Source organism: Chitinophaga sp. YIM B06452 (assembly GCF_039655965.1).
In the GTDB taxonomy this organism is placed as follows: Bacteria; Bacteroidota; Bacteroidia; order Chitinophagales; family Chitinophagaceae; genus Chitinophaga.
This window is the reverse complement of sequence record NZ_JAWLKY010000001.1, coordinates 2,037,009-2,062,184: the sequence shown is the minus strand read 5'-3', so window position 1 is coordinate 2,062,184 and position 25,176 is coordinate 2,037,009. Positions and strand designations below refer to the sequence as shown.

Here is a 25,176-nt window from a genome sequence, read left to right as displayed (position 1 = left end):
GGCCCGGCTATCTTTTCTTTACCAGGGCGCCCATGGCATGCCGCAGGTTGCTGTAGTTGATCATGTCTACCTTGATGCTGCCCACGGAAATGGGGCTGTCTATGCGCAGGGGTATCTTGTTCCCGTCGTCGCTCACCCAAACGGTCATTTGCTCCCCGCCTTCGAAGATGGTGCCTTTAATGAGCAGGGGCTTGAATTTGATGGCCCTGAAGGTGCCATAGCGGGTAGACACTTCTTCTTTGCCCACGTAGCGGATGTAGATGTTATACACCTCATCGTCCAGGAACATGGTGAAGGGTATCTTATCTTCCGGTTTGTATTTGGAGAAGTCGATGTTGCGGGCGTAATAAATAGCGCTGATCACGTCCTGTATGCAATGTGGCACCTTGAAAGTGCCGTTGGTGCTGGTAGCGGTGTTGGCCTCGCGGTTGAAGCCCACGTTGTTGTAGATCTTATGGCCGCCTTCGTTCACATTGCGGATGAAGCGCATCGGCAGCATGGTGGCTGTGTCTATATAACTTTCGTATTTATCCCGCACTTTGAAGATCCAGTCATAAGTACGGTAAGTGCGCCCTTCGCCAACTATGTGATATGCGTCCTTCCCGTTGTACTTTTCAAGCTGGGAGGTAAAGGTGGCTTCACCGGCGCCCACGAAAACGCTGCCGAGGTTGTAGAAAACCTTGAGAGTGATGGACTCGCCGGCTTTGAAGCTAGTGTTGGTGATGCCGCAGAACTGATCCTGCGCGGCTGCGCCCATGGTAAAAGTTAACCCGCAAAGCAACAATAGAAAATACTTCATCGATCGATCGCTATTTGTCCTTGAAAATTTTAACCCCCAGCAGCAAAATACTGCCGATGGCAGCGGGTAATACCAGGTTTATCAGCCAGATGGCTACGGTGGCGGCCAGGATACCGGCGGTATTGCCGCTCAGCAGCCCGAGAAAGTGAAGGCTTACGCTTCCTCTCAACCCGATCTCCGCGATGGCGATGGTGGGGAGCACCGCCATGACGATGTAGATGACGTTGATCATGAAGAAGCCCTGCCACCATACAAATGACACGCCCAACGCATATAATAAAATCAAATATTGTGCCGAGAACACCAGGTAACGCACTGCACTCAGCAGCAGCAGCTTTTCCAGTTCCTTCGGGGAATATCGGGCTATGATCTGTATGAACACCTTAATTTTCCGGAGCCAGGGTATCTTGTCCACCAGGGTAACAATAATCCGCAACCGAAAATAAAGGATTAACCCGAGCGCACAAATGACTATGAGTATACTTAACAGTAATTTCTCAGCCACTTCCGGCGCAAAATACGTGCTCCTGCCGGTCAGTTCGTATTGATTAATATAATAAATAAACCCCACCATCCCAAAAACGATGGTGATGATCAGCTGGGAGAAGCTGCCCACGATGGTGGCGGCAATGGCTTTCAGCTTGTTGGGGTTGCGGAGGTAGAGGATGCGGCCGCCGTATTCCCCGATGCGGTTGGGCGTGTTCACCGAGAGGGAAACGCCGCTGAGGATGGCGCCGAAGGCCCTCGCGAAGGGCACTTCTTCCAGCGGCTTTACGAGCAGTTGCCACTTGCGGGCTTCGAGGCCCCAGTTGGCGAACATCAGGGCCACCACGAGCATGAGCATCAGCCAGCCCTTTTCCAGTACCGTTTCCTTCATATGGGCCCAGGCGGCGGGCAGGTTCTGCTGGTGCTGTACCTGTTGGTAGATCGCGAAGGTTAACCAGATGCACAGTGCCCCGCCCAGCACATAATTGAGGATTATTTTGGTACTTTTGTTCAGACGTTCAAGAGTTTTGGCAAAAATAGTCTCCGCTTGGCAAACAATACAAAAATAATTCTCGGCATAGACCCCGGGACGATCATCATGGGCTATGGATTGATTGCCGTAACGGGCCAGCAGGTGCAGATCATAGAGATGGGCGTGCTGAAAATGAACCCTAAAAAGGATCATTACGAGCGGCTCAGGGCCATCCACGACCGTATGATGGGCATCATCAGCCAGCACAAACCTGTTAGCTGCGCCATCGAAGCCCCCTTCTTCGGGAAAAACGTGCAGAGTATGCTCAAGCTCGGAAGAGCCCAGGGAGTGGCCATTGCCACCGCCATGCAGGCGGGGGTGGGCGTGTCTGAATATTCGCCCAAGAAGGTCAAACAATCGATTACCGGCAATGGTAACGCCAATAAGGAGCAGGTCTGGCAGATGCTGCAGCGCATCCTCAAATTTACCGAGCAGCCCGAATACCTGGATGCAACGGATGCTTTGGCTGTGGCCGTGTGCCACCATTTCCAGGAAACCAGCCCGCTTGCAACTGCCGGCAAATCAAAAGGCTGGGATAAATTCCTTCAGCAGCACCCCGAAAGGCTTTGCAAGCCGTAGTGTCAAATGAACAAAAGAGGGAGGCTGATGTTTGTTAATTGAGAAAATGTACTTATTTTGAACTAAAATATGGCTGAGGCGCTTTAAACAGTACCGAAATAAAAGCGCAAACTGCAACGTTACAAATGAAATTTATTCCTTTTATCACCCCTAATATTTTTCGTAGATGGATACGAAGGCTAGAATATTACTAGTGGAGGATGATTATAACCTGGGTGCAATTACCAAAAAACGTCTGGAAGAATCGGGATACGAAGTGACGCATTGCTCTGATGGTGAAATTGCCTGGAAAACGTTTCAAAAAAGCCTGTACGACATATGCCTGCTGGATGTGGTCATGCCCAAAAAGAACGGCTTCGAGCTGGCCAAACAGATCAGGCAGCGTAACGACCTTATTCCTATTCTTTTCCTGACCTCCAAATCGCAGGACGAAGACAAGATCAGCGGATTCAAGCACGGCGCCGACGATTATGTGACCAAACCATTCTCCATGCAGGAGCTGCTGTTGAGAATTGAAGTGTTCCTCAAACGTACCCGCCCGCTGAATGCGGACAAACGCACCACCTTCACAGTTGGCAAAACCACGTTCGATTACGGCGAACTGAAGCTGATGGATAAGTCAGGCAAACTGAAAGCCAGCCTTACCCAGAAAGAAGCAGACCTGCTGAAGTTCTTTTGTGAGAACGCCAACAAAACCCTCAAACGCGAAGAGATCCTGTACCATGTATGGGGTAAAGACGATTATTTCCTGGGAAGGAGTATGGACGTTTTTATCACCAAGATCCGCAAGCATTTCCTGGACGATAAGGATGTGAAGCTGGAGACACTCCACGGCATCGGTTTCAAATTCTACGTAACGACCTTATAACCTACAATCCCGCTATAATCCGCTCCTGTACCTGTTTAAATTCCTCCGGGCTCAACTTCAGCTTGGCACGCGTAAAATTCAGATCATCAGCAGAATTAATGGGCACCAGGTGCATATGTGCATGCGGCACTTCGAGGCCTACTACGCTCACGCCTACACGGTTGCAGGGCACCGCGGCCTCTATGGCTTTTGCAATGGGTTTGGCAAACAATAACCATTCCGCCAGCAACCCGTCGCTGACGTCGAAGAATTTATCGGTTTCCACTTTGGGCACAATGAGTGTATGCCCCTCCACCAGCGGGAATATATCCAGGAAAGCATAGAAATGATCGTTCTCCGCAATGCGGTAGCTGGGTATCTCGCCTTTGATGATCTTGGAAAAAATGGTCATGATAAATAATTAAGCAAATACTAATCTACGGTATAATTTCCCATAAAAAAAGGCCCCCAAATCAAAGTTGGCGGGCCTTTTTAATATTCAGCACCGTACGTTCTATACGGAAATGTTATCGATCTTGAACTTCATGGTGCCGTTGGGCGCCACGATATCCGCTTCTTCACCTACTTTTTTACCCAGCAGGCCCTTGCCGATGGGCGAGGTCACGGAAATTTTACCCAGCTTCAGATCCGCTTCTTTTTCGGATACCAGCTGGTAAGTAACAGTCTTTTTGCTGGCCAGGTTGGTAATGGTCACTTTACACAGGATGGAAACTTTAGAGGTATCAATGGTGTCGGCCTCCACTACCCTGGCGGTGGCAATGGCATTTTCAAGCACTGCGATCTTTGCTTCGTGAAGCCCCTGTGCTTCTTTCGCGGCATCGTATTCCGCATTTTCCTTCAAGTCTCCCTTTTCACGCGCCTCAGAAATAGCCCTGGCAATCTCAGCCCTACCTTTAGTTTTGAGTTGCGTAAGCTCATCCCTCATTTGTGCGAGGGTTTCTTTGGTTACATAATTTACGCCAGACATAACCTTTATTGATTTAGTATAAAGAAAAAAAAATTAACGCCCCCGCTTGCGCAAAGACGTCAATTCAGTATGATTATCGCAAATATAACGAAAAAATGTTGTAGCCTCTACACCCTGTCTCACATATTAAAATCGCTAATATACTACATTCCAGCCCTGCTAAACGTTTAGCTTTTCCAGTACTACTTTTGCCATTTTAACGCTCGCTTCGTGGGAATAACCGGCAATGTGCGGAGTGATCACCACCCGCGGATGCCCCAGCAGGAAACGGAACTGCTGCTGCTCCGTTTCGCTGAATGTTTCCAGCTTTTCGTTTTCCAGCACATCCAGCCCGGCGCCCGCCAGGGTATCGCTTTCAAGGGCGGTAATGACGTCTGCGGTGCTCACTACTTTGCCGCGGGAAGTATTGAGCAAGTATATGCGTTTGGCAAAGGAACGGAAGAATTGCAGGTTCCCCAGGTGCCGCGTCTCTTCATTCAGCGGCAGGTGCAGGCTCACAATGTCCGCCTCGCGGAAAACGGTGTCCAGGTCTGCTTCTTCCACGTATTCGTTGCCGAAGCCTTTTTTGTATTTGTCGTACGCGAGAATGCGCATGTCGAAACCGCGGAGCTTGCGCGCCAAAGCGCTGCCAGTGTGCCCGTAACCGATAATGGCAATGGTTTTGCCGCCCAGCTCCCAGGCGCGGTTGCCGTCGCGCTCCCAGATGTTCTGCCGCAATTCCAGGCTGCTCTTGAGAAGGTTGTGCATAAGCATGATGAGCATGCCCACGGCCTGCTCTCCTACTGTTTCACGGTTGCCTTCGGGACTGCTGGCGCAATGGATGCCTTTGCTCTCCGCGTAGGCAACGTCTATCAGCTCCATGCCGGAACCCAGCCGGCCGATCCATTCCAGGGAAGAAGCGCGGTCTATCACCGCCTTGTCTACTTTAATGCGGGTGGTCACGATCAGGCCGTTCACATCGTGGATCTCCTCCAGCACCTGGTTGTAGGTGATAGACGGCTGATAGTTGACGGTGTATCCTTTTGCTTCCAGTTCGTTGATGAGATATTCATGAACTTTAGCGGTGATCAATACTTTATTACTCATAACATGTGTTCAGCCAGGGCTACAAAATCCGCTACGGAAAGCTCTTCTGCCCTTTTTGTAAATATTGGTTCCTGTAAATATTCTTTATTGAAAAGCCCTTTGAGGGGATTGCGCAGTTGCTTCCTCCGCTGGCCGAAGGCCGTTTTCACCAGCAGCCTGAACTTCTTTTCGTTCTTCACGTCGTACGGCTGCTCCAGCCGGGTAAGCCTTATCACGGCGCTCTTTACCTTGGGCGGCGGGTTGAAGCAGTTCTCATGCACTTCAAACAGGTATTCTATTTTATAGTGCACCTGCAGCAATACGCTTAGGATGCCGTATTCCTTATTGCCATGGCTCGCCGCGATGCGCTGCGCCACTTCTTTCTGGAACATGCCCACCACTACCGGCACCTGGCTCTTCCAGTCCAGCACCTGGAACATGATCTGCGTGGAAATGTTGTAAGGGAAATTGCCGATGATGGAAAACTGCCCTTCGTAAGGCGGCTTCATCTCCAAAAAGCTTTCGTTGATGAGCTTCCCGCGGATGGCGGGATAGGTTTGCTCCAGGTACTGCACCTTTTCCGTATCCAGCTCCACTGCTTTGAACTGCACACCGGGCAGCTCCAGCAGGTATTTGGTGATGGCTCCCGCGCCGGGGCCCACTTCCAGCAGCTGCATGCCTTCCTGCACGGGCAGCGCGTCCACGATCTGGCGGCACATATTTTCGTCCCGGAGGAAATGCTGGCCTAATGACTTCTTGAGCGTATACATGAAATGGAATAAGCTGCAAATTTAAGGAATCCCCGCCAGTTTGCCCCTGCCCGGCAATCTGTCAACTATTCAACGTATATTTGTCCGTATTTTTTATCCGTACAGCATATGAGTACAGCTACTTCACATACGCACCGCCCTGTAATAGGCATTTCAGTCGGAGACCTGAACAGCATCGGAATGGAGATCATCATCAAGACCTTCGCCGACAACCGTATGCTGGAGATCTGTACCCCGGTGATCTTTGCGTCTAACAAGACCATCAACTTTTACCGGAAGCTGATGAACGAAAACAACTTCAATTACCAGAGCATTAAGGATTTTACGCGGCTCAACCCCAAGCAGGTGAGCGTGTTCAACTGCTGGGAAGAGGAAGTGCAGATCACGCCCGGCGTGCTCAACGAAACCGGCGGCAAATACGCCGCCCGCTCGTTGGCCGTAGCCATCGAATGCCTGAAAGACCGGCAGATAGAGGGTTTGGTGACCGCCCCCATCCACAAAAAGAACATCCAGAGCAAAGATTTCAATTTCACCGGCCATACCCCTTACCTCCAGCAATCTTTCCAGAGCAAGGACGTTCTGATGTTCATGACCGCTGAGAACATGCGCGTGGGCCTGCTCACCGAGCATGTGCCCGTTGCGGAGATCGCGAAATATGTGACCAAGGAAAACATCCTCAGCAAGCTGAATATCATGAAAGACAGCCTGGTGAAGGACTTTGGCATAGACAACCCACGGATCGCCGTGCTGGGGCTGAACCCTCACGCGGGAGACGAAGGGCTGATCGGCGACGAAGAGATCAAACATATTACCCCGGCCATCAAACAGGCCAAACAAAACGGCATCCTCGCATTCGGCCCCTACAGCGCCGATGCGTTCTTCGCCCGCGAAATGCACGCCAGCTTCGACGGTGTGCTGGCCATGTACCACGACCAGGGGCTTATTCCTTTCAAATCCCTGGCACACGGCGAAGGCGTGAACTATACCGCCGGCCTGCCCATCGTGCGCACCTCGCCCGATCATGGCACTGCTTTCGATATCGCAGGGAAAAATACGGCAGACGAAGCTTCGTTCCGGCAGGCCGTGTTCACCTGCATAGACGTGATCGGCCAACGGAAACAATACGAGGAAAACACCCGTAACCCGCTCAAGAAAACGGAACTGGTATCCGAGAAAGGCGCGGTATAACCTAGAGGTAAAAGGCCGTCATTTCCAAAAAACCTTCCCCTTCTTCATAGAACAGCTCATTGCGGCCGTTCAGCTTGAATTCAATGTCCTGCAGGGAGTCTACTGCCGCCATATCGCCGTGCAGCAGCGAGGCCAGCCGGAATATATGCGGCCGGCTGTAGGTCTGGAATTTCCCGCCGATAAATGCTTCAATTTTTTTCACCACTTCCCCGTACATGGGCAGCGTATGCTCCGGCACATCATCTTCCGGCAGCAAATAATCCAGCAGCACCACATTTGTTTTGTTCGGCGTTCTGAAAGCCTGCATGGTGTTGAGGAACTGCTCGTCGGCGATGTAATGGATCAGGCCTTCAAACACAATAACGGTGGGCTTTTCAGGGGAATACCCCGCATCCCGGAGCTTATCCAGCAGATGCAGGGTATCTGTGATATCCGCCTGAATAAAATGTACCGGGGATGATCCCGGCAATACCCGGTTGTATAAGGCAGATTTATGTTGAAGATGTGAGCTGTCTATTTCATAGATGCTGCCGATGGCGCCGCGGTGGTTTTCCAGCAGCCAGAGCGACAGCGGGTCAAGCCCGGCGCCCATGATGCAAACCTGCACCGGCGCGCCGTCCTGCAGGAATTGTTCGAGCAGGTAGCGTACGAATCTTTTACGGAAAAGAACGATCTCTGTGAAATGTTTGAACACCTGGCTGATCTCCCCGGAAATTTGTTGCACATCCCCGAGGTCGAGCAGGGCATAATATTGCGCGGTGAGCCCGGAGGTGTAGAGCGGGCGTGCCTGTAGCATTACAATAGCGGCCGTGGGCGCCACCTTGAGTTTTTCAAGTAGTTCCATCCTGTGTCTCTTTATGGGTATACAATGTGCGCTGCGCGGACGATGAAGTTAACACAATGCGCTGCATCCCATTATCAGTTGTGGAACCGGCTTACTTTCTTTTTCCCGCGTGCAGGTAAGATTGAATGGAATTGACGTATGCCTGGAAAGCCGCTTCCCCCCTGGATGTGATCCTGCAAACCGTCTGCGGGTAATTGTCCCTGAACTGTTTGATCACTTCAATGTATTCCGCTTCTTTCAACTTGTTGATCTGCACGCTCAGGTTGCCCGCCGTGGCGTTGGTCTTTTCTTTCAGGTAGGTGAATTCGGCTTCCTGCTCACTGATCAGTACAGACATCACGGCCAGCCTCAGTTGAGAATGCAATACCGGGTCCAGTTCTTTAAAGTCCATCAACACAGTTGTTTGGTGTAAGAAATTACGGGCAGTGGGTGCACTGCCCGTAAAGTAATAAAAATTATTGGACCTGCTTGATCAGCTCTTTCACATACGGCTCGCCCCAGGTGGGCGCCAGCTCGCTTTCAGGCTTGAAAGCAGCGAATTTCTGCAGGGCGATATCAAACATTTCCTTCGCTTTGGTTTTGCTGCCGCCGAAGGCTTCGGGCGTGTACAGCAGGTTCTGCCCTTTCAGCATGAACACGCGGGGATTGTTGGGATTCTGCTTCTGCGCGGCGTCAAGCAGCTCGGCAGACATCGGGCCGTATTTCATGCCGCGCGTCATCGGGTCTACGCCGATGCGGGCAGACGCGATCATGGAAAGGATGCAGGATATCTCGGAATCCTGGCCTTTCAGCGCCTGCGCCTTTTCGATGGCCAGCTGCGCTTTGTCTGCGATCTCGTCTGTCTTGTTCCTGTCCTGCGTAAAGAAGGCCTCGTTCACGCGGCAATAAGCGGCGTAATAATACGGCAGCCACTGTGTTTTTTCAGCTTCTGCAATGCGTTCGAACGTGTTGGCAAGCTGCTGCATGCCGGCGGGGGTATAAGCAGTGCTGTCTGTGCTCAGCCGTGTCAGCTGCTCCTTCATCGCGCCCGTAAACTGGTCGCTTTGCGCCTGAACGGTGAAGATGGTGCCGGCTACTGCCATCAGAGAAAAAAGGATCCTTTTCATATTTTGGGTTTTAAGATGTTGCTGTTTATTGCCTGTCTATCACTTCCTGCCTGCGGTCTATACCGAAGCTCATGAACATGCCTACAAAGAAGAACCGCGGCGCCATCGGGCCTACCATGTTTCTCCGCAGCCCGTCAGACGAATAGCGGAAGCCATATTCCTGGTCGTTGCCCAGCACGTTGGTGATGGTGAGCACGAACACGGTGAACGCTTTCCCGACGGTGGTCAGGTAATTCACGTTGAGGCCAAGCGTATTGAGGCTGCGCGTACGGTCTTGCATGAATTCGGTTTGCGGGCGGTTGGGATTGTAATACGGCCTGCCGGTGGCAAAGGTGTAGGTCGCTCCCAGGTTCAGCTGCACGGATGGCATATAATGTTTGTACACCAGCGTGGCAGTGTGGTTCGCCGCGAAGTCCGGCTGCACTTCGTAGGGATAATTGAGGTAATCCCTTTTAGTGTCCAGGTAAGAATAGGAGAGCCAGTAATCCACGTTCCTGAACCTTTTCCGGTCGCGCCAGAACAGCTCTGCGCCTTTGGCGTAGCCGGTTCCGTTGTTGTTATAGGAAGGAACGGTCTTGAACAGGTCGTGGTATTTTTTGTAGAATACTTCGCCTCTCAGCGTAAAGAATTCGGATACATGCTGGTAGCTGGCGATGTAATGTGTGGCGCGCTGGTACCCCAGGTTGCGGAAGAAGCGCAGGTATTGCTGTTCAGGTTTCTGGTAAAACTCGCCGTAAGCAAAAGCTACCTGGCTTTTGGCGTCCAGCTTGTAGGCGAGGGAAGCGCGCGGCGCGATGTTGGCGGCTTTCAGCACGGAAGTGTATTCATAACGCGCACCGAAGCGGCCTACAAAACGCGGTGTGAAATAAATGTCCGCCTCCGCGAAAGACGCGCTGTAGCTGTCGGTATAATCCGCATGCATGTCATTCAATGCACTCCTTTCATCCGCGTACTGGAACTCGCTGCCGAAGCGTAATACGGAGAACTGGCCAAGATTTTTGGACACCACCGCCCTCAGTTGTGTGAAGTCCTGCCGCGCTCTCACATGGCTGGGCTCCGGCGATTTGTTGATCGTATCCATGTAGATCTTGTCGCGGTTGGTGCTGAAAGATGTACCCAGCTGGATCTTCCAGCCTTTGCCAAGACTTTCCTTATAGCTGATATTCGTATATACGTACTTGTTATCCACCCTGAATTCTTCTTTGTCTCCCGGGTATTCGAGGCTTTCTCCGAGGAAGCCGAATTCGTTCCAGGCGCCGGTGAGAAAGAGTTTCAGCATGCCTGTTTTCGAAGTTTTGAGGCGGTAGTTGGCGGAAAAATTGAGCTGTTGCGGGGCCACTACGGGCTCCTGCTTTTGTTTCACCAGCTTGAAATAAGGGTCCAGGTTGGCATAATCCAGCTCAAAGCCATAGGCTTTCTTTTTGTCGTCGGAAAGCTTGTCCACACCCGCGCTTGCGCCAATGGTCATAATGCCGAGGGAATAGGAGGAACGGTCCGGCAGGTCTGTGGATTCCAGCACCAGCGCGCTGGAGAGGCCCTGGCCATAGAGCGCGGAATAACCGCCGCTGCTGAATGTGGTGCCTTTGAAGAGGAAGGGCGAAAACCTGCCGCGGGCCGCAAAGTCAGGCATGCCGGTGGAGAAGGGGTTGCGCACCAGCATCCCGTCAATGAAAGTCTGCGTTTCAGCGCCGGTGCCGCCGCGCACGAACAGGCCTTCTTTTTCTCCTACCTGCTGTGCGCCGGGGAGGGTTTTGAGCGCGCTTACAATATCTGCGTTCGCGCCGGCGGTGGTAACGATATCCAGGGGTTTGAGCATGGTGTTTTTCTTTTCGTCGCTGGCTTCGAAGCTGCCGGCGGAAATGGTCACCATTTTCAGTTCGTTCACGGTTTCTTTCAGCACGAGGTTAAATTCCTGCGGCATGCCCAGTTCTGCTTTTATTTCCAGCGTCTGGTAGCCGGAGAGCGAAGCGGTGAGGATGCGTTCTCCCTTGGCGGACGTAGTAAAGGAGAAGGTGCCGTCTTTGGCAGAGGTGGCGCCGTCGTAGGAGCCCTTTATAGCGATGTTCACGCCGGCAAGGGGTTTCTTCTTCGCATCGGTGATCCGGCCTTTTACGGTGGTCTGTGCGTGCAGCAACAGGGGCAGGATTGCAAAGATGATCAGGGTTGAAAATGGCTTGAGCATATAGTTAGATTAAATGGCATATCAAAAGTAGACTGGTTTATAGTATAAACCAAACGAGGTGTTAAAATACAAAGGGGCTAAAAATTAATCGGTATTCACAACCAATTACTTATGCCTTCAACTATTCGGTAAGCGGGGGCAAAAACCCGGTGAAACCGGGCGGCAAGCAAGCATAAAAAAAGCCTCCTGCGGGTGCAGGAGGCTTTTAAATATTCACAGCAAATTGCTATTAAGCGAACCTTGGTTTCAGTTCATCTGCCAGGGCCACCATTTTCTTGAGGCCATCTTCGGGCAGGTTGCCTTTTTTGAATTCGCCCAGTACTTCCGGCAGGCGCACTTCCATTTCATGCAGGAAGGCTTCTTCGAAAGCGCGGGTGTTTTTCACGGGTACTTCACGCAGCAGGCCGTTGGTACCGAGGTAAATGATCGCTACCTGTTTTTCAACGCTGTACGGGCTGAACTGCGGTTGTTTCAGGATCTCCACGTTGCGGGCGCCTTTGTCCAGTACGGATTTGGTAGCCGCGTCCAGGTCTCCGCCGAATTTGGAGAAGGCTTCCATCTCGCGATAGAGCGCCTGGTCCAGCTTCAGGGTACCGGATACTTTCTTCATGGATTTGATCTGTGCGTTACCACCTACGCGGCTCACGGAGATACCAACGTTGATCGCCGGGCGGATACCTGAGTTGAACAGGTTACCTTCCAGGAAGATCTGGCCGTCGGTGATGGAGATCACGTTCGTGGGGATGTATGCAGATACGTCACCGGCCTGTGTTTCGATGATCGGCAGCGCCGTCAGTGAACCACCGCCTTTAACGAGGTGCTTGATAGAATCGGGGCAATCGTTCATCTGCTGGGCAATATCGTCCCTGGAGATGATCTTTGCAGCGCGCTCGAGCAGGCGGCTGTGCAGGTAGAATACGTCACCGGGATAAGCTTCACGTCCGGGAGGGCGGCGCAGCAGCAGGGATACCTCACGGTAAGCTACGGCTTGTTTGGACAGGTCATCGTAGATGATCAGTGCCGGGCGGCCGGTGTCACGGAAGAATTCGCCGATGGCGGCGCCTGCGAACGGAGCGTAGAACTGCAGCGGAGCAGGCTCAGATGCCGAAGCGGCTACGATCACGGTGTAAGCGAGCGCGCCGTTGTCTGCCAGGGTTTTCATCACACCGGCAATGGTGGATGCTTTCTGGCCGATCGCTACGTATATGCAATACACCGGTTTGCCGGCGTCATAGAATTCTTTCTGGTTGATGATGGCATCCACGCAGATGGCAGTTTTACCGGTCTGGCGGTCGCCGATCACCAGCTCACGCTGGCCGCGGCCGATGGGGATCATGGCGTCGATCGCCTTGATACCGGTTTGCAGCGGTTCCTTTACGGGTTCGCGGTAGATTACGCCCGGAGCTTTACGTTCCAGGGGCATTTCATATAATTCGCCAGAGATGGGGCCTTTACCGTCGATCGGTTCGCCGAGGGTATTCACCACGCGGCCTACCATGCCTTCGCCCACTTTGATGGAAGCGATCTGCCTGGTGCGGCGTACGGTAGCGCCTTCTTTGATGCCGTTGGAAGAACCCATCAATACCACACCCACGTTGTCTTCTTCCAGGTTCAATACGATGGCTTTAACGCCGTTCTCGAATTCAACCAGCTCACCGGAGCGAACGTTGTTAAGACCATAAACACGTGCGATACCGTCGCCCACGGAGAGCACGGTACCAACTTCTTCCAGTTCTGCGGAGGCATTGAAGTTGCTCAGTTGCTGGCGTAATATCGCCGAAATTTCATCTGGCTTAATGTCAACCATTGTTATGTTTTTTAAAAGAGTCGTTAAGGTTTAAACTAAATATAACGACAACAGCTTTGCGGGTACGCAGCGGCTGCTGTTAAATACAAAATTACCTGATCTCTGACACGTAGATGTTCTTGAGGAACTGTTTCTTGATGTCTTTCAGGTCGCGGAGCACGGATGCGTCGAACAGATCGTTGCCGGTTTCCAGTACGAAACCGCCGATCAGGTCGGGGTTCACGGCTGTTTCCAGCTGTATCCTGCGGCCGGCGGAGGTTTCCACTTTCTCGCGGATCACGTTGAGCAGAGCGGGTTCCAGCGGTGCGGCGGAGGTCAGTTTTACATGAGTGATGTTTTTGATCACGTTGTATTGTTTGATGAACTCTCCGGCTATTTCAGCCAGCACGCTTTCCCTGCCTTTGATGGCCAGCAGTCGGATAAACCCTGCGGTGATGCCGCTGATCTTACCGCTGAAGATGCCGTCCAGTATCTTTATTTTCTTATCGGCCTTAATTACCGGGCTTCTCAGCAAAGCCACCACGTCCGCATTGCTGCGGGTAATGGCCTGCAGCAGCAGTATGTCGCTGTGCACTGCTTCCAGCTCGTTCTTCTCCACCGCCAGGTCTATCAGCGATTTAGCGTATCTGTTTGCTAAACGGGGATTTTGCATAATTCTTTATTCAGCCGGTTAATTAGTTCATTTTGATTTCAGAGGCCAGTTGGCTGATGTAAGCTTCCTGTGCCTTTTTGTCTGACAGTTCTTTGCGCAGTACTTTCTCCGCCACTTCGATCACCAGGGTACCTACCTGGTTCTTCACGTCTGTAAGCGCCGCCATCTTCTGGTTTTCGATGGCTACGGAAGCGTCCTGCACGATCTTCTTGGCTTCAGCCTGGGCCTGTGCCTTGGCTTCGCTGATGATCTGGTCTTTCAGCTCCTTCGCTTCTTTCAGTATCTTGCTGCGTTCTGCTTTTGCCTCGGCCAGTACGTGTTCATGCTCGGCTTTCATCTGGGCCATTTCCTCTTTCACACGCTCCGCGGTGGCAATGGAATCTGTAATGGAATCCTCACGCTCTTTCAGGGTGGAAAGGATGGGCTTCCAGGCAAATTTCTTCAGGATCAGGAAAACGATGATGAAGATGAGCAGCGAAATGGTGAACAAGCCTAATTCAGGCATCAACAAATCCATATATCAGTATTTAAATTTTTATTCTTTACGGTTTTGAAGATTACTGCATCCTTTGCCCTGTGCGCCGGATGCAGTAATAAGTTTGTTCTTACAGAACTACCGCCAGCAGACCGGCGATTACACCGAAGAGGGCAACACCCTCAACCAGCGCAGCAGCCAGGATCATGTTAGCACGGATGTCGTTAGCAGCTTCGGGCTGACGGGCGATGGATTCCAGCGCGCTCTTACCGATGTTACCTACACCGATACCAGCTGCGATAGCAGCGATACCAGCGCCGATTGCGCCACCGGCTTGTGCCAGACCTGTAGAAGCAGCTTCAGTAGCCTGCATTAAAACAGTTAAAAGTGCCATTTGAATTGTGTATTTGAAATTAAAGATTAAACAGTTGTCAATTAATGATGCGCATCATGATGCCCGGTGTGCTCCATAGACTGGCCGATGAATACAGCGGTCAAATTGGCGAAGATGAAGGCCTGGATGAACGCCACCAGCAGTTCCAGCATCATCATCACGATGTTGAAGGCAATGGTCACCGGCAGGAAGCCGTAACCGATCGCTTTGTTCAGGGAACCGAAAATAAATACCAGGGAGATAATGCTCAAAATGATGATGTGGCCGGCCAGGATATTGGCAAACAACCTGATCATCAGGGAAACAGGCTTGGTGAACACGCCGATCAGCTCCACGGGCGCCAGGATAGGCTTCACGAAGCCGGGCACCGGCGGGTTGAAGATGTGGCCCCAGAAGTGCCTGTTGGTAGCAGCGATCATCACTACAAAGCTGATCAGCGCCAGCGCGGCGGTAACGGCAATATTGCCGGTTACGTTAGCGGAACCCGGCAGCAGGCCCAGCAGGTTGTTGATGAGGATGAAGAAGAAGATCGTCAGGATAAAGGGAACATATTTGTCGCCTTTCACCCCTGGGATGTTCGGCCTCACCACTTCGTCCCTCATGAAAATGATCACCGGCTCAATGAGGCTCTGGAAGCCTTTGGGCGCCTGGCGGCTGCCGCGCAGCCTGTAAGCTTTGGCCACATTCAGCATCAGGATCACCAGCAGCACAGCTGCCAGTATCATAGAGGTAATATTTTTGGTCAGAGACAGGTCGTAGATCTTTTCGCCGGTAGGCTGATCGTTCGCGTCCACCGCGATGATCTTGCCTTCTGTGTACAGCTTGGCGTCCAGGTGATTGGCGTGCAGGTAGTGGGCGTCCACGATGCGGTAGCCTTCGTAGGATTTATGACCGTGTTCAAATTTGGAAGAAGAGAACATGGAAACACCGCGCTCAGGGCTGTATACGATCACAGGCAAAGGCAGGGTAACGTGCAGGTCGCCCAGGCTCAGCAGGTGCCAGTCGTGGGCATCCTTTACGTGACCGAGGATCACTTCCTTTGCGTTAAAACCTTTCTTTTCTCCGTGCCCGCCTTCAGCATGGGGGTCATGGCCTTCATTGGCTGTGGCAAATGCGCCGGAAACGGCCATTGAAAATACCGTTATCAGGGCTACCAGCTTATATTTGAACCGAGTCAAGGAAATCACCGTTTTCTGAAATTTTGTGCAAAGGTAACCGATTTTATATTAAATAGTAGCGGCGAATGAAAAAACTGACGAGGATCATGTGGAATGTATACCATACTGCTAAAGGGCTCTCCGTCAGCGTCTTAGCACTTCCCTCCTTCAGCCGCCAGGCTTTTTTCTATGGTTGAACTTCTCTCCCATTAGGATATTATTTCATGCGAATAACTTAGCGTAGGAATTACACACTTTGGGGTCAGGTCAATAAAAATTCAACTTAGTGTAACAGTTACACACTTTGGGTCTTCTGGAACTGCATGGTATACAGTTTATGGTAATACCCCTCCATCCGCAACAGCTCCTCATGGTTCCCCATTTCCTTGATCTCCCCTTTGTCCAGCACAATGATCTGGTCTGCCTTGCTGATCGTGCTCAGCCTGTGTGCGATCACGATGGCGGTACGCCCGGCTATCAGCTTGTCTATCGCATGCTGGATCAGTTGTTCGGACTCCGTATCAACGGAAGAGGTCGCCTCATCCAGTATCAGCACAGCAGGGTCGTACAGCAGCGCGCGGATAAAGGAGATCAGCTGGCGCTGCCCCAGCGACAGGGTGCTGCCCCTTTCCATCACCGGGTAATCGTACCCGCCGGGCAGCTGCAATATAAAATCATGCATACCGATCAGCTTCGCCGCATGCTCCACCTGTTCGCGGCTGATAGCCGGGTTGCGCAGGGTGATATTGTCGTAGATAGAGCCGGAAAACAGGAACACATCCTGTAATACTACACCTATCCTGCTTCTCAGTTCGGAAAGTTTATATTCTTCCAGCGGCAGCCCGTCTATGCTGATGCGGCCTTTCTGTATCTCGTAAAGGCGGTTCAGGATGCTGATGATAGTGGTTTTCCCGGAACCGGTATGCCCCACCAGCGCAATGGTTTGCCCCGGTTGGGCGTGGAATGAAATATCTTTCAATACGTATCGCTCGTCTGTATAAGCGAACCATACGTTCTCGAATTTGATCTCCCCTTTCATGCCCGCGGCTGAATGCGTGCCTTTGTCCGGCATATAATCCGCGCTGTCCAGCACCTTGAACACGCGCTCGCTGGCCACCATGCCCATTTGCAGGGTATTGAACTTATCCGCCAGTATGCGCAGCGGGCGGAACAGCATGTTCAGGTACATGATAAACGCGATCATCACGCCCTGCGTTACTTCGTAGTTCAGCACTTTATTGGAGCCCCACCACACCATCAGTCCCAGCGAAATGGCCAGGATAATTTCCACCACGGGGAAAAATATGGAGTAAGCGAAAATGGCGTCTATATTGGCTTTGCGGTGGTCTTTATTGATCACCCGGAACTTGCCGAACTCCCGGTTCTCCGCGGAAAACGCCTGCACCACCAGCATACCGGTGATGTGCTCCTGCACAAAGGCATTCAAAGCCGCCACTGCATTGCGCACGCGGTGGAAGGACTTGTTCACCGCCTCCTTGAACCAATACGTGGCCAGTATCAGCACGGGGAACGGGGAAAGACTGATCAGCGTGAGCCGCCAGTCCTCATAGAACATCACGCCCAGGATGGCCAGTATCATCAGTACATCCGCCACGATGGAAATAATGCCTTCGGAAAAAATATCGTTGATAGCCTCAATGTCGTTGATGGTGCGGGTGGTAAGCGTACCGATAGGGGTTTTATCGAAAAAGGAAAGGTTCAGCCGGGTCACCTTGCGGTACACGGCCACGCGCAGGTCTTTGATCACAGACTGCCCCAGCCAGTTGGTAATGTAGGAAAAGAAAAACCGCACCACGGTTTCCAGCAGCAGCATCACGATCTGCACGATGGTCACGATCACGAGCATCTGCACCCACTGGTTGGTAATATATTTATCTACGGTAAGCTGTATCAGGTAAGGGCGTACCGGGCTGAGCAGCGCCAGCAATACCGTCAGGAACATGGAGACGTAAAAATAGCGCTTGTAAGGCGCCGCAAAGGAGAATACCCGGTTCAGCAGGCTGAAATCAAATACACGTTTGGCCTTTCCGTTGTTCATTCAGTAAAAGTAAATGGATAATCCCAAAATGCAAAAAGGGAGCGGCTGCTCCCTTTTTTAAATCTTTATGAAGATCAGTTTTCGTCTTTCATCACCTGGCGGTACGCTTTGATGAAGATCGCGCCCAGGTTCTTGTGCGGTGGCACATAGTCGTCGAACAGCGGTTTGTTGGCCGGTTCTGCCGAGAATTTTTTGCCGAGTCCGGCCCACATATGCACCCAGTCTACATTCTTTCCGCCGCGTACCAGGTCTTCCAGGCTGCGGATGATGGGCTCGTTCACCCAGCGGGTGCCCACCTGCTTGGAGGAAATAATGTGTGCTTCCGGCGCTTTTTCCAGCACGGTGGCCAGGTTGTGGTAACCGCCGCAGCTGCCGAGTATCACGATGCGGGCAGTGCTCTGCAGGTTGTCCAGCGTGGTGTTCACATGGTAGCTGTGGCCGCGGTGGATGAATATGGTCGGGTGAATGTCTTTTTCATCCAGGTATTCGGCCAGCTTTTCGATCGCGGTCTTATCTTCCGGCTCGTCCAGCGGGTTGTTCGCGTAAATGGTGGTGGGCTTGCCTTTGAGCGAGGTGATGGTAGTCCAGTATTTATTCTTGTTCACATCCCAGTCGCTGCGCGGGAAGTTGCCCATGAAGCTGGCGTAGGAACTAACGCCGTCTTCATCGCCATAGAAAAATACCTGCTGGTATACGCGCCCGCTGTCGCTGGGCAGGTCTTTGAACTCTACATAGTTGATAGGAGGCAGTTTCAGCTTGCTGCTCATTTCGCTGGCCCAGCTGCTGTCGCTGCCCTGGCCTTCTTCGGTGAAAATGCTGTTGAGCAGTTCGTAAATGGTCATGCCGCGCTTGTCCTTTTTGCCGGTCACGAACACGAGGTTCTTACGCACTTCGGTGCGGAGGAAGTCCAGCAGCTTGGGATCACGGATGGAACCGAAGGAATTGGCCACGTCCACGGCGTCTTCCAGGTCAGCCGTTTTTTCCAGGCTGCGCACGAATTTCACCATCAGGTAGTTGGCGTTCTCGGGGTCCATGGATTTCAGGAAATGGTCCAGGGTATTGAAGCCCGCGGCCATGGCGATGAATTTCTTGAAACGGTCGAAGCTTACGAGCATCAGCAGGCTGTCGCCCCGCGAGGGTTTCATGCGCAGCATCATCTGGTCGTACAGGCCGTTTTTCGCGGCATTGGTATAGCTGGAAGTATACAGTTCTTCCTGCCCGTTGATGATCAGGTAATACAGCTCTTCCGGCGTAAAATCCTTCACAATGCGGAAACGAACGGCATGCCCTTCGTCGTGCAGGTCGTTGATCTCACGGATGTACCGCAGCGATTTGGCATGCATGTTCTCCTGCATAGACTTGAGGCCAAGCGGGTTTTCGCCGTTAGATTTCCGTTTCTGCAGGGCAATGGAGGCTTTCACCATCTGGCGGAAGTAGTTATCGTCGTTGCTCACGGTCGATTCCAGGTCGCTGATAGTGGCGGTACCGTCCAGCAGCTGGTCTATGAAGGGCATCAGCTTGGTGCTCTGCCCTGAACGGCCGATCTGCACGATCTGCTGCACCAGGGGGTCCTGGTTGCGGCGGATGGCCGAGGCTGTGGGCGTATACGAAGTAGCGTAGGTGAGCACTTTATTCGGATACTGGCGCGCCACGGCGGCGATGATGGAATCGGTGACGGGGTAGTCCAGGTAAGGCCCCAGCTTGGGCATGATGTCTTCCAGGTTCTTGAAAGCATATTTGGAGAACATTTCCGCGCGTGACTCCTGGTAGCCGGGATTTTCCTTGAACGGTTCGATCATCCGCTCCCCAGCTTCGAAGCTGAGTTTGCGGGCAATGGGGTAAATGCTGGCCCCTTTGATATCTGCATGCATCATAGCGCGGTAAGCCTGCACCATGGCGGGCGCTTCTTCCGCGTCTATTCTTTTGAAAGCTCTTTTGGTATTGTAGTCTTTGAGGGTTTGCTGGAGGCCGGAGAGGTATTTTACCTTCAGGCGGTGATCCAGCGCGGTGTCCAGCTCAATTTCGTTCTGGATGTCGTCCACCTGTTTGAGGAGGGCGTTGGTAACCTGGAGGCTCATGCTCTCGTCGTCAGACACCTTCACGAAATTGTCCTGCTTGCCGTCAAATTTGTCAGCCGCTACCTGCTCTTTGTCGATATTGTCATGAAAGCCCTGCCGGCTGATGGGGATCTGTACTTTCTGACCATAGGTTAATCCGCTGTAAGCAATGCCTAACGCTATGATTAGTAATGTTTTTCTCATATAAGATGATTACGCCTTCTCGAATACTGCAAATTTACTACCAAATATTGCTAAATCACAATTCAGCCCTACCCATAGCAATAAACACTAATGCGAAAAATCCATTATATCAGGCATGAATGGCGAGCCCGGGGAATCAGTATCTTTGCGGGCGGAGAGAGGGCCTGAATTAACAATTACATAATGTTATCTTTTCATGAATGGGAATTATGGTGATTAATTTTGTGCCGTCTTAAAAACCAAATTATGTTGATGGAACCTTCAGTTGCAGTTGGAAAAATCCTGGTAGTGGACGATGAGACCGACATCCTCGAGATCATCAGCTATAACCTGAAGAGCGCCGGATACGAGACCGTAACGGCCAAAGACGGGATAGAAGCGATCCAGAAAGCCAAGATATTCCGCCCCGACCTCATTATGCTGGATATCATGATGCCCAACAAGAACGGCATCGATACCTGCCGCGAGATCCGGAAGCTGCCTGAATTCAAGGAAACCATGGTGCTGTTCCTTACGGCGTTGAATGATGAGAAGAGCGAGATAGAAGGGTTGAATATGGGGGCGGACGATTACATTGCAAAACCCATCAAGCCAAAATTGCTGGTAAGCCGTATCAACGCGCTGTTCCGCAGGCTGAACAAAGTGGAAGAGCAGCAGATGCAGCTGGGCGACCTGGTGATAGACCGCGAAAAATTCACTGTTACCTATAAAGGCGTGGAGATCATCCTCGCGAAAAAAGAATTTGAACTCCTCCAGCTCCTGGCTTCCAAACCGGGCCGTGTGTTCCTCCGCAACGAGATCCTCAACCAGGTTTGGGGCACCGAAGTGATCGTGGGCGACCGCACCATCGATGTGCATATCCGCAAGATCCGCCAGAAACTGGGTGTGGACCTGATCACCACCGTAAAAGGCGTAGGCTATAAATTCGAATTGTAACCCGCATCCAGATATTTCAGTATTCTTCTCCCCGCAGACATGCCGCGTGCGTGAACTGGCTCCGTGAATTATGGCAAGTAAAAAAATTGGCTTAATTTCCCTTTATTACAAAAATTACTCACTCTGGAGTATGTTCAAAGCAAAAAACCTTTCGCCGCAGAAGCTGGCGGGCTTTACAGCGCTGGTGCTTTCCGCCATCATGGCCACGGGATGCCTTCTCATAGGCGCCACGCTGAAGGAAACCCTCATCGCGCTGGGCCTCACCTTCCTGGTGGCGTATTACCTGTACCTCTATACCCTGCAGAACTTTATCTACCGCAAGATCAAGCTCATCTACAAATTTATTTACCAGACGAAAGCTTCCAAACGCGAAGACTTCTTCAATAAAAATATCCTTCCCCTTAAAACGATCGACGAAGTGAGTGAGGACGTGGAAAAATGGGCTTCGCAGAAAAAAGAAGAGCTGGACAACCTGCGCCGCAACGAAGCCTTCCGCAAAGAGTTCCTGCTGAACCTTTCCCATGAGCTTAAAACGCCCATCTTCGCGGTACAGGGCTACATCCACACCCTGCTGGACGGCGCGATAGAAGACCCTTCCGTCAATAAGATGTTCCTCAAGAACGCCACCAAGAACATTGACCGCCTTTGCCGGCTGATAGACGACCTGGACGAGATATCCAAGCTCGAAAGCGGTGAAATGACCATCAACAAAGAGATCTTCGTGATACAGGACCTCGTGAAGGATGTGTTCGACACGCTCAGCATCAAGGCCAAGCAGAAGGAAATAAAATTCAGCATCAAAAAAGGCTGCGAAGCGCCTGTGCATGTGTATGCAGACAAGGAAAAGATCCGGCAGGTGCTGATCAACCTCATTGAGAACTCCGTGAAATACGGCAAGCAGGACGGGCAGACCATCGCCAGCATTTACAATATGGACGGCAAACGCGTGCTGGTAGAGATCTCAGATACCGGTATCGGTATGGCTGAAGAGCACCTCCCGCGCGTGTTCGAGCGTTTCTACCGGACAGACCGTGCCCGCAGCAGGGACATCGGCGGCACCGGGCTGGGCCTTGCCATTGTAAAACATATCGTGGAAGCGCACGATCAAACCATCAATGTGCGCAGCAAAATAGAAGTCGGCTCCACCTTCGGCTTCACCCTGGAACTGGGCAGGGACAACTGACCGTCTCAGAAACGGTATTGCAGCCTTGCGGTAAATACATTATCCGCAATATCATCCTCAAATCCTTCTATGCCCGTGGACTCATTCCACACACGGTCGAACCAGAAGGTGGCTTTCATATTTTCATTGAGGTAATACACATACCCGAAGCCGAAGGTATCGTAACGGATATCTGTCGCGGAAAGGTGCGTGGTAAGGGTTTCCGCGATCTGCCGGCCTTTCACATCTGTGTTGGGATCGTACCAGTCGTATTTCAGCACCAGCTGGTGTTTTTTACTACCGAGATGCTGCAGGAAGGTGAAGTATGCCCCGTCGAAATTGCGGATGTAGAGCGGCGCATATCCCGCGGTGTTCACCGGTATCACGCCGGGCGTTTCACTGTCTCCAAACGTTGCTGTCTGTACACCGCGGATGTATTCCGCTCTCAGCTGTGTGGTGCCTTGCTGGTTGGGAATTACCAGCTGTGCATCTCCGCCGAAGTAATGTCGTGGGGCAATTTTGCCGATGTTCGTCACTGCCGAGTCCACTTTAAAATCAGGACGGCCATTGCTGGCGGCGCCCATATCGTAAATTACTTTGGTGAACTGCTCCATGCCGCCATACAGCACGCTGGCGCCGGCAGACAGCAGCCAGCCCTGCCGGTTCACGCGCGTGGGCTTCATAGCCACGCGGGCGATGAGGTCTTTATGGCTGTCGAAGTCCGCGGGGCCGGAGAGGCCCTGGCCGTTGAACAGGCCTACGTCTATCTTCAGCGAATGCAGCGGGTGTGTTTTGTCTCTTGGTTCGAACGTGAGCATGCCGCCCATGTCACGCTCACTTTTCATCAGTATCTGCGACATGCGGCCACGTTCCGGCGCTTCGCGGTCGCCGGAGGAGAGGTTTACCTCGTAGCCGAAAGGCCGGGCGAACATACCCATGGTCAGCGCCGCAACGTCCCAGCGACCGTCGAACACGCGGCCCCAGAAGTCACGGATGTTCACGCCGCGCTCGGTACCGTCGAACTGGAAAACGAATTGTACGGTGGGAAGATTCCTTTTGTTGTAGTGGGCGTAATCGAAGCGCACGCGGCCGCGGCGGAGCATGAAGCGGTTGTCGCTCCTGCCGGCAAAGTTGCCGCCTGCAAAGCTTTTTATTCCTTTATCTGACGCATACTGGAACTGCGGCTGCATATAGCCGCTGATCCGCAAATGATCGTAACGCATGTACATGGAGATCATGCCCTTGCCCAGGCTGGTGGTCGTATCTATCATGTCCATCAGGAACTGGGCCCTGGACGCGAAGGAACTAAACATTAAAATTCCGATCAATATTACCCTCCTGGCGGTAGTCTTCATGTTTGTCATACCGCGCAAAAATAGGAAATGCCGCATTCAAACAAAAACGCCCGGACTTTCGTCCGGGCGCCGCGTTAATTATGATCGACAGATGAAATGACTAGTAAACTTTGTTCTGGGGGTCGAAGTTGGTCCAGCCGGTAGCCCAGTTGGTAGTACCAAAGGCGCCACGGTAGTTAGTCTGCTCGATAGCTGAACCGGCGAAACCAACGGAAGTAACACCCAATGCAGGAGAACCGGTTTTGGGCAGGAAGTTCGGGTTAGCCAGGTTGAAGGGATCAGTCAGGCCAACAGCATCAGCTGAAGCTGCAACTGTATTGCCTGACCCGGTCAATTTGGCGAGCAGCGGAGCGGAAGCCGCAGCGATCATTGCATCCCTGTCTGCAGAGCTCATCGGGTTGCCGGGGAAGCCGGTTGTGTACAGGCGGGCAGTGGAAGAATCCGTCCAGGCTACTTTAGCAGTAGCTACTGTGTAGATAATATTGTTAGTGTAGTTGGTAGCAGCGTTATCCATGAAGAAATCGTAAGTCGGTTTGGATTCGAAAAGCGTGCCGCCTTTTTGAGAACCCAGGATGATGGAGTTCAGGAAAACGAAGTTGGTAGCCCTTCTCCAGCGGTTGCCGAAGTTGTGGTTGCTGGCAGTGCCTTGTGCGCCGTTGGGACCTACGATGGTCATGTTGGAGATCACGGGGCGGGTAAACGGCGTCTGGTTGGAAGTCTGACCGTCGTTGTCGCACTCGATTCCGTTACCGGCGTCTCCCGGGTCTACGAACTTAGGATCGCGCAATGATACGGCATATTGTACAGTACCGGTGTACCCGAAATCGAAGTCGAAATCGTCGTCAGCAGTAGCATAAGCGATCAGGTGACGGGGGTTTACGGTGCCGCCGAAAAATTCGAAAGCATCGTCGTTGGCATAAGCAGTCATTACATAATCGATAACAGTGCCGCTGCCTACACCGCCGAGCGTGAGGGAGTTGATCTCAGAGTTCTGGAAAGCAGCGATACCAGCGTATTCAATGCGCACATACTTCAGGGTGCCTGAATTATCCGCTGCATCGTTTCCGCCATACTGCTCGCCGATACCGCCTTCGATCTGGGGATTGGTTTTATTGGTCGGTGCGTTGCCCAGCAGAACAATACCGCCCCAATCGCCAGGACCACGGCTGCCTACAGCTTTACCGGAAGTAAATACGATGGGTTTTTCCGCAGTACCTACAGCCATCAGCTTGCAGCCGCGTGTAATGATCAGGGAACCTTTTTCGGTAACGTCGCTCTTGATCACTGTGCCTTCCTGGATGGTGAGGGTTGCGCCATTTTTTACTTTCACCTGGCCTTTTAAAATCCATACCCTGTCACTGGTCAGTGTTTTATTCGTGGTCACATCGCCTACCAGTGTTTCAGGCAGGATCGGGTCCAGATCATCGTCGTCTCCAGTGTCGTTGTTCCGGCAGGCAGACAATAAAACAGCTGCGCCAAATGTGAAGGCAAGAAATTTTGCAAGTTTCATTAGTACTCAGTTTTTAATTTTC

24 protein-coding genes are annotated in these 25,176 nt (G+C 52.1%); 5 read left to right on the top strand and 19 right to left on the bottom strand.

Translation table 11 applies throughout. The features are described from left to right. Positions 1 to 7 precede the first annotated feature (7 nt). Together R3I13_RS08330 and R3I13_RS08325 are read right to left on the bottom strand one after the other, a co-directional pair. A complete protein-coding gene (locus R3I13_RS08330; protein WP_346317464.1) occupies positions 8 to 799 on the bottom strand; it encodes a DUF3108 domain-containing protein in 792 nt (263 codons plus the stop codon). A 10-nt stretch (positions 800 to 809) separates the two neighbouring features. Continuing rightward, entirely contained in the window at positions 810 to 1,766 is a 957-nt protein-coding gene (locus tag R3I13_RS08325) for a lysylphosphatidylglycerol synthase domain-containing protein (protein WP_346317463.1), read from the bottom strand. A 66-nt stretch (positions 1,767 to 1,832) separates the two neighbouring features. Here R3I13_RS08325 and ruvC point away from each other — a divergent pair, with 66 nt between their 5' ends. Further along, positions 1,833 to 2,396 (top strand): crossover junction endodeoxyribonuclease RuvC, encoded by a 564-nt coding sequence (gene ruvC, locus R3I13_RS08320; protein ID WP_346317462.1) that lies wholly within the window; start codon positions 1,833 to 1,835, stop codon positions 2,394 to 2,396. 166 nt (positions 2,397 to 2,562) lie between these two features. After that, entirely contained in the window at positions 2,563 to 3,264 is a 702-nt protein-coding gene (locus tag R3I13_RS08315; protein WP_209145438.1) for a response regulator transcription factor, read from the top strand. A gap of 1 nt (position 3,265) precedes the next feature. On the opposite strand, the gene R3I13_RS08310 is transcribed toward R3I13_RS08315, so the two are convergent. From R3I13_RS08310 to rsmA, 4 genes are all read right to left on the bottom strand, one after another. Then, positions 3,266 to 3,655, bottom strand: coding sequence for an HIT family protein (locus tag R3I13_RS08310; protein WP_346317461.1), 390 nt, complete (start codon positions 3,653 to 3,655; stop codon positions 3,266 to 3,268). Positions 3,656 to 3,757: 102 nt separating this feature from the next. Further along, positions 3,758 to 4,231: a transcription elongation factor GreA gene (greA, locus tag R3I13_RS08305; protein WP_346317460.1), complete on the bottom strand. Its 474-nt coding sequence runs from the start codon at positions 4,229 to 4,231 to the stop codon at positions 3,758 to 3,760. Positions 4,232 to 4,390: 159 nt separating this feature from the next. After that, positions 4,391 to 5,317 (bottom strand): NAD(P)-dependent oxidoreductase, encoded by a 927-nt coding sequence (locus R3I13_RS08300; RefSeq protein ID WP_346317459.1) that lies wholly within the window; start codon positions 5,315 to 5,317, stop codon positions 4,391 to 4,393. Then, positions 5,314 to 6,066, bottom strand: a complete 753-nt coding sequence (gene rsmA / locus R3I13_RS08295) for a 16S rRNA (adenine(1518)-N(6)/adenine(1519)-N(6))-dimethyltransferase RsmA (protein WP_346317458.1) — start codon at positions 6,064 to 6,066, stop codon at positions 5,314 to 5,316. The genes R3I13_RS08300 and rsmA overlap by 4 nt, the downstream gene beginning before the upstream one ends. A 108-nt stretch (positions 6,067 to 6,174) precedes the next feature. Between rsmA and pdxA the strand changes: the two genes are divergently transcribed. Next, positions 6,175 to 7,254: a 4-hydroxythreonine-4-phosphate dehydrogenase PdxA gene (gene pdxA / locus R3I13_RS08290; protein ID WP_346317457.1), complete on the top strand. Its 1,080-nt coding sequence runs from the start codon at positions 6,175 to 6,177 to the stop codon at positions 7,252 to 7,254. A 1-nt stretch (position 7,255) separates the two neighbouring features. Here pdxA and R3I13_RS08285 read toward each other — a convergent pair whose 3' ends face one another. From R3I13_RS08285 to R3I13_RS08235, 11 genes are all read right to left on the bottom strand, one after another. Continuing rightward, entirely contained in the window at positions 7,256 to 8,098 is an 843-nt protein-coding gene (locus tag R3I13_RS08285; RefSeq protein WP_346317456.1) for a class I SAM-dependent methyltransferase, read from the bottom strand. Between the two features lie 91 nt (positions 8,099 to 8,189). Next, on the bottom strand, positions 8,190 to 8,489 hold the full coding sequence (locus R3I13_RS08280; RefSeq protein ID WP_346317455.1) for a transcriptional regulator: 300 nt from the start codon (positions 8,487 to 8,489) through the stop codon (positions 8,190 to 8,192). 64 nt (positions 8,490 to 8,553) lie between these two features. Then, complete coding sequence (locus tag R3I13_RS08275; RefSeq protein ID WP_346317454.1) at positions 8,554 to 9,204, bottom strand: hypothetical protein; 651 nt, start codon at positions 9,202 to 9,204, stop codon at positions 8,554 to 8,556. A gap of 25 nt (positions 9,205 to 9,229) precedes the next feature. After that, entirely contained in the window at positions 9,230 to 11,386 is a 2,157-nt protein-coding gene (locus tag R3I13_RS08270; RefSeq protein ID WP_346317453.1) for a TonB-dependent receptor, read from the bottom strand. 229 nt (positions 11,387 to 11,615) lie between these two features. Beyond that, on the bottom strand, positions 11,616 to 13,193 hold the full coding sequence (atpA, locus tag R3I13_RS08265; RefSeq protein WP_346317452.1) for a F0F1 ATP synthase subunit alpha: 1,578 nt from the start codon (positions 13,191 to 13,193) through the stop codon (positions 11,616 to 11,618). Between the two features lie 91 nt (positions 13,194 to 13,284). After that, positions 13,285 to 13,845 carry an ATP synthase F1 subunit delta gene (gene atpH, locus R3I13_RS08260; protein ID WP_346317451.1) on the bottom strand — a complete coding sequence of 187 codons (561 nt, stop codon included), beginning with the start codon at positions 13,843 to 13,845 and terminating at the stop codon, positions 13,285 to 13,287. Positions 13,846 to 13,867: 22 nt separating this feature from the next. Continuing rightward, a complete protein-coding gene (gene atpF / locus R3I13_RS08255) occupies positions 13,868 to 14,362 on the bottom strand; it encodes a F0F1 ATP synthase subunit B (RefSeq protein WP_346317450.1) in 495 nt (164 codons plus the stop codon). Between the two features lie 88 nt (positions 14,363 to 14,450). Beyond that, on the bottom strand, positions 14,451 to 14,693 hold the full coding sequence (gene atpE, locus R3I13_RS08250) for an ATP synthase F0 subunit C (RefSeq protein ID WP_209146418.1): 243 nt from the start codon (positions 14,691 to 14,693) through the stop codon (positions 14,451 to 14,453). Between the two features lie 62 nt (positions 14,694 to 14,755). Further along, a complete protein-coding gene (atpB, locus tag R3I13_RS08245; protein ID WP_346317449.1) occupies positions 14,756 to 15,901 on the bottom strand; it encodes a F0F1 ATP synthase subunit A in 1,146 nt (381 codons plus the stop codon). Positions 15,902 to 16,166: 265 nt separating this feature from the next. After that, positions 16,167 to 17,930 (bottom strand): ABC transporter ATP-binding protein, encoded by a 1,764-nt coding sequence (locus tag R3I13_RS08240; RefSeq protein ID WP_346317448.1) that lies wholly within the window; start codon positions 17,928 to 17,930, stop codon positions 16,167 to 16,169. Between the two features lie 74 nt (positions 17,931 to 18,004). Next, the gene (locus tag R3I13_RS08235; protein WP_346317447.1) at positions 18,005 to 20,191 is read right to left on the bottom strand and encodes a hypothetical protein; all 2,187 of its coding nucleotides are present in this window, start codon (positions 20,189 to 20,191) and stop codon (positions 18,005 to 18,007) included. 252 nt (positions 20,192 to 20,443) lie between these two features. Between R3I13_RS08235 and R3I13_RS08230 the strand changes: the two genes are divergently transcribed. Then, complete coding sequence (locus R3I13_RS08230) at positions 20,444 to 21,127, top strand: response regulator transcription factor (protein WP_346317446.1); 684 nt, start codon at positions 20,444 to 20,446, stop codon at positions 21,125 to 21,127. Positions 21,128 to 21,257: 130 nt separating this feature from the next. Next, the gene (locus R3I13_RS08225; protein WP_346317445.1) at positions 21,258 to 22,310 is read left to right on the top strand and encodes an ATP-binding protein; all 1,053 of its coding nucleotides are present in this window, start codon (positions 21,258 to 21,260) and stop codon (positions 22,308 to 22,310) included. Between the two features lie 5 nt (positions 22,311 to 22,315). Here the strand turns inward: R3I13_RS08225 and R3I13_RS08220 are convergent, their stop codons facing one another. Together R3I13_RS08220 and R3I13_RS08215 are read right to left on the bottom strand one after the other, a co-directional pair. Continuing rightward, on the bottom strand, positions 22,316 to 23,602 hold the full coding sequence (locus R3I13_RS08220; protein ID WP_346317444.1) for a porin: 1,287 nt from the start codon (positions 23,600 to 23,602) through the stop codon (positions 22,316 to 22,318). A 142-nt stretch (positions 23,603 to 23,744) separates the two neighbouring features. Beyond that, positions 23,745 to 25,154 carry a hypothetical protein gene (locus R3I13_RS08215; protein WP_346317443.1) on the bottom strand — a complete coding sequence of 470 codons (1,410 nt, stop codon included), beginning with the start codon at positions 25,152 to 25,154 and terminating at the stop codon, positions 23,745 to 23,747. Between the last annotated feature and the right edge of the window lie 22 nt (positions 25,155 to 25,176).

Excerpts from the sequence above, each read along its gene's own strand:
- rsmA (WP_346317458.1), bottom strand. The coding sequence starts at position 6,066 with ATGTATACGCTCAAGAAGTCATTAGGCCAGCATTTCCTCCGGGACGAA.
- R3I13_RS08220 (WP_346317444.1), bottom strand. The coding sequence starts at position 23,602 with ATGTTTAGTTCCTTCGCGTCCAGGGCCCAGTTCCTGATGGACATGATA.
- R3I13_RS08310 (WP_346317461.1), bottom strand. The coding sequence starts at position 3,655 with ATGACCATTTTTTCCAAGATCATCAAAGGCGAGATACCCAGCTACCGC.
- R3I13_RS08215 (WP_346317443.1), bottom strand. The coding sequence starts at position 25,154 with ATGAAACTTGCAAAATTTCTTGCCTTCACATTTGGCGCAGCTGTTTTA.
- R3I13_RS08315 (WP_209145438.1), top strand. The coding sequence starts at position 2,563 with ATGGATACGAAGGCTAGAATATTACTAGTGGAGGATGATTATAACCTG.
- R3I13_RS08235 (WP_346317447.1), bottom strand. The coding sequence starts at position 20,191 with ATGAGAAAAACATTACTAATCATAGCGTTAGGCATTGCTTACAGCGGA.
- R3I13_RS08240 (WP_346317448.1), bottom strand. The coding sequence starts at position 17,930 with ATGAACAACGGAAAGGCCAAACGTGTATTTGATTTCAGCCTGCTGAAC.
- atpE (WP_209146418.1), bottom strand. The coding sequence starts at position 14,693 with ATGCAGGCTACTGAAGCTGCTTCTACAGGTCTGGCACAAGCCGGTGGC.
- R3I13_RS08280 (WP_346317455.1), bottom strand. The coding sequence starts at position 8,489 with ATGGACTTTAAAGAACTGGACCCGGTATTGCATTCTCAACTGAGGCTG.
- R3I13_RS08230 (WP_346317446.1), top strand. The coding sequence starts at position 20,444 with ATGGAACCTTCAGTTGCAGTTGGAAAAATCCTGGTAGTGGACGATGAG.
- R3I13_RS08225 (WP_346317445.1), top strand. The coding sequence starts at position 21,258 with ATGTTCAAAGCAAAAAACCTTTCGCCGCAGAAGCTGGCGGGCTTTACA.
- atpH (WP_346317451.1), bottom strand. The coding sequence starts at position 13,845 with ATGCAAAATCCCCGTTTAGCAAACAGATACGCTAAATCGCTGATAGAC.
- atpA (WP_346317452.1), bottom strand. The coding sequence starts at position 13,193 with ATGGTTGACATTAAGCCAGATGAAATTTCGGCGATATTACGCCAGCAA.
- R3I13_RS08300 (WP_346317459.1), bottom strand. The coding sequence starts at position 5,317 with ATGAGTAATAAAGTATTGATCACCGCTAAAGTTCATGAATATCTCATC.
- R3I13_RS08285 (WP_346317456.1), bottom strand. The coding sequence starts at position 8,098 with ATGGAACTACTTGAAAAACTCAAGGTGGCGCCCACGGCCGCTATTGTA.
- R3I13_RS08275 (WP_346317454.1), bottom strand. The coding sequence starts at position 9,204 with ATGAAAAGGATCCTTTTTTCTCTGATGGCAGTAGCCGGCACCATCTTC.
- pdxA (WP_346317457.1), top strand. The coding sequence starts at position 6,175 with ATGAGTACAGCTACTTCACATACGCACCGCCCTGTAATAGGCATTTCA.
- R3I13_RS08270 (WP_346317453.1), bottom strand. The coding sequence starts at position 11,386 with ATGCTCAAGCCATTTTCAACCCTGATCATCTTTGCAATCCTGCCCCTG.
- R3I13_RS08330 (WP_346317464.1), bottom strand. The coding sequence starts at position 799 with ATGAAGTATTTTCTATTGTTGCTTTGCGGGTTAACTTTTACCATGGGC.
- atpF (WP_346317450.1), bottom strand. The coding sequence starts at position 14,362 with ATGGATTTGTTGATGCCTGAATTAGGCTTGTTCACCATTTCGCTGCTC.
- greA (WP_346317460.1), bottom strand. The coding sequence starts at position 4,231 with ATGTCTGGCGTAAATTATGTAACCAAAGAAACCCTCGCACAAATGAGG.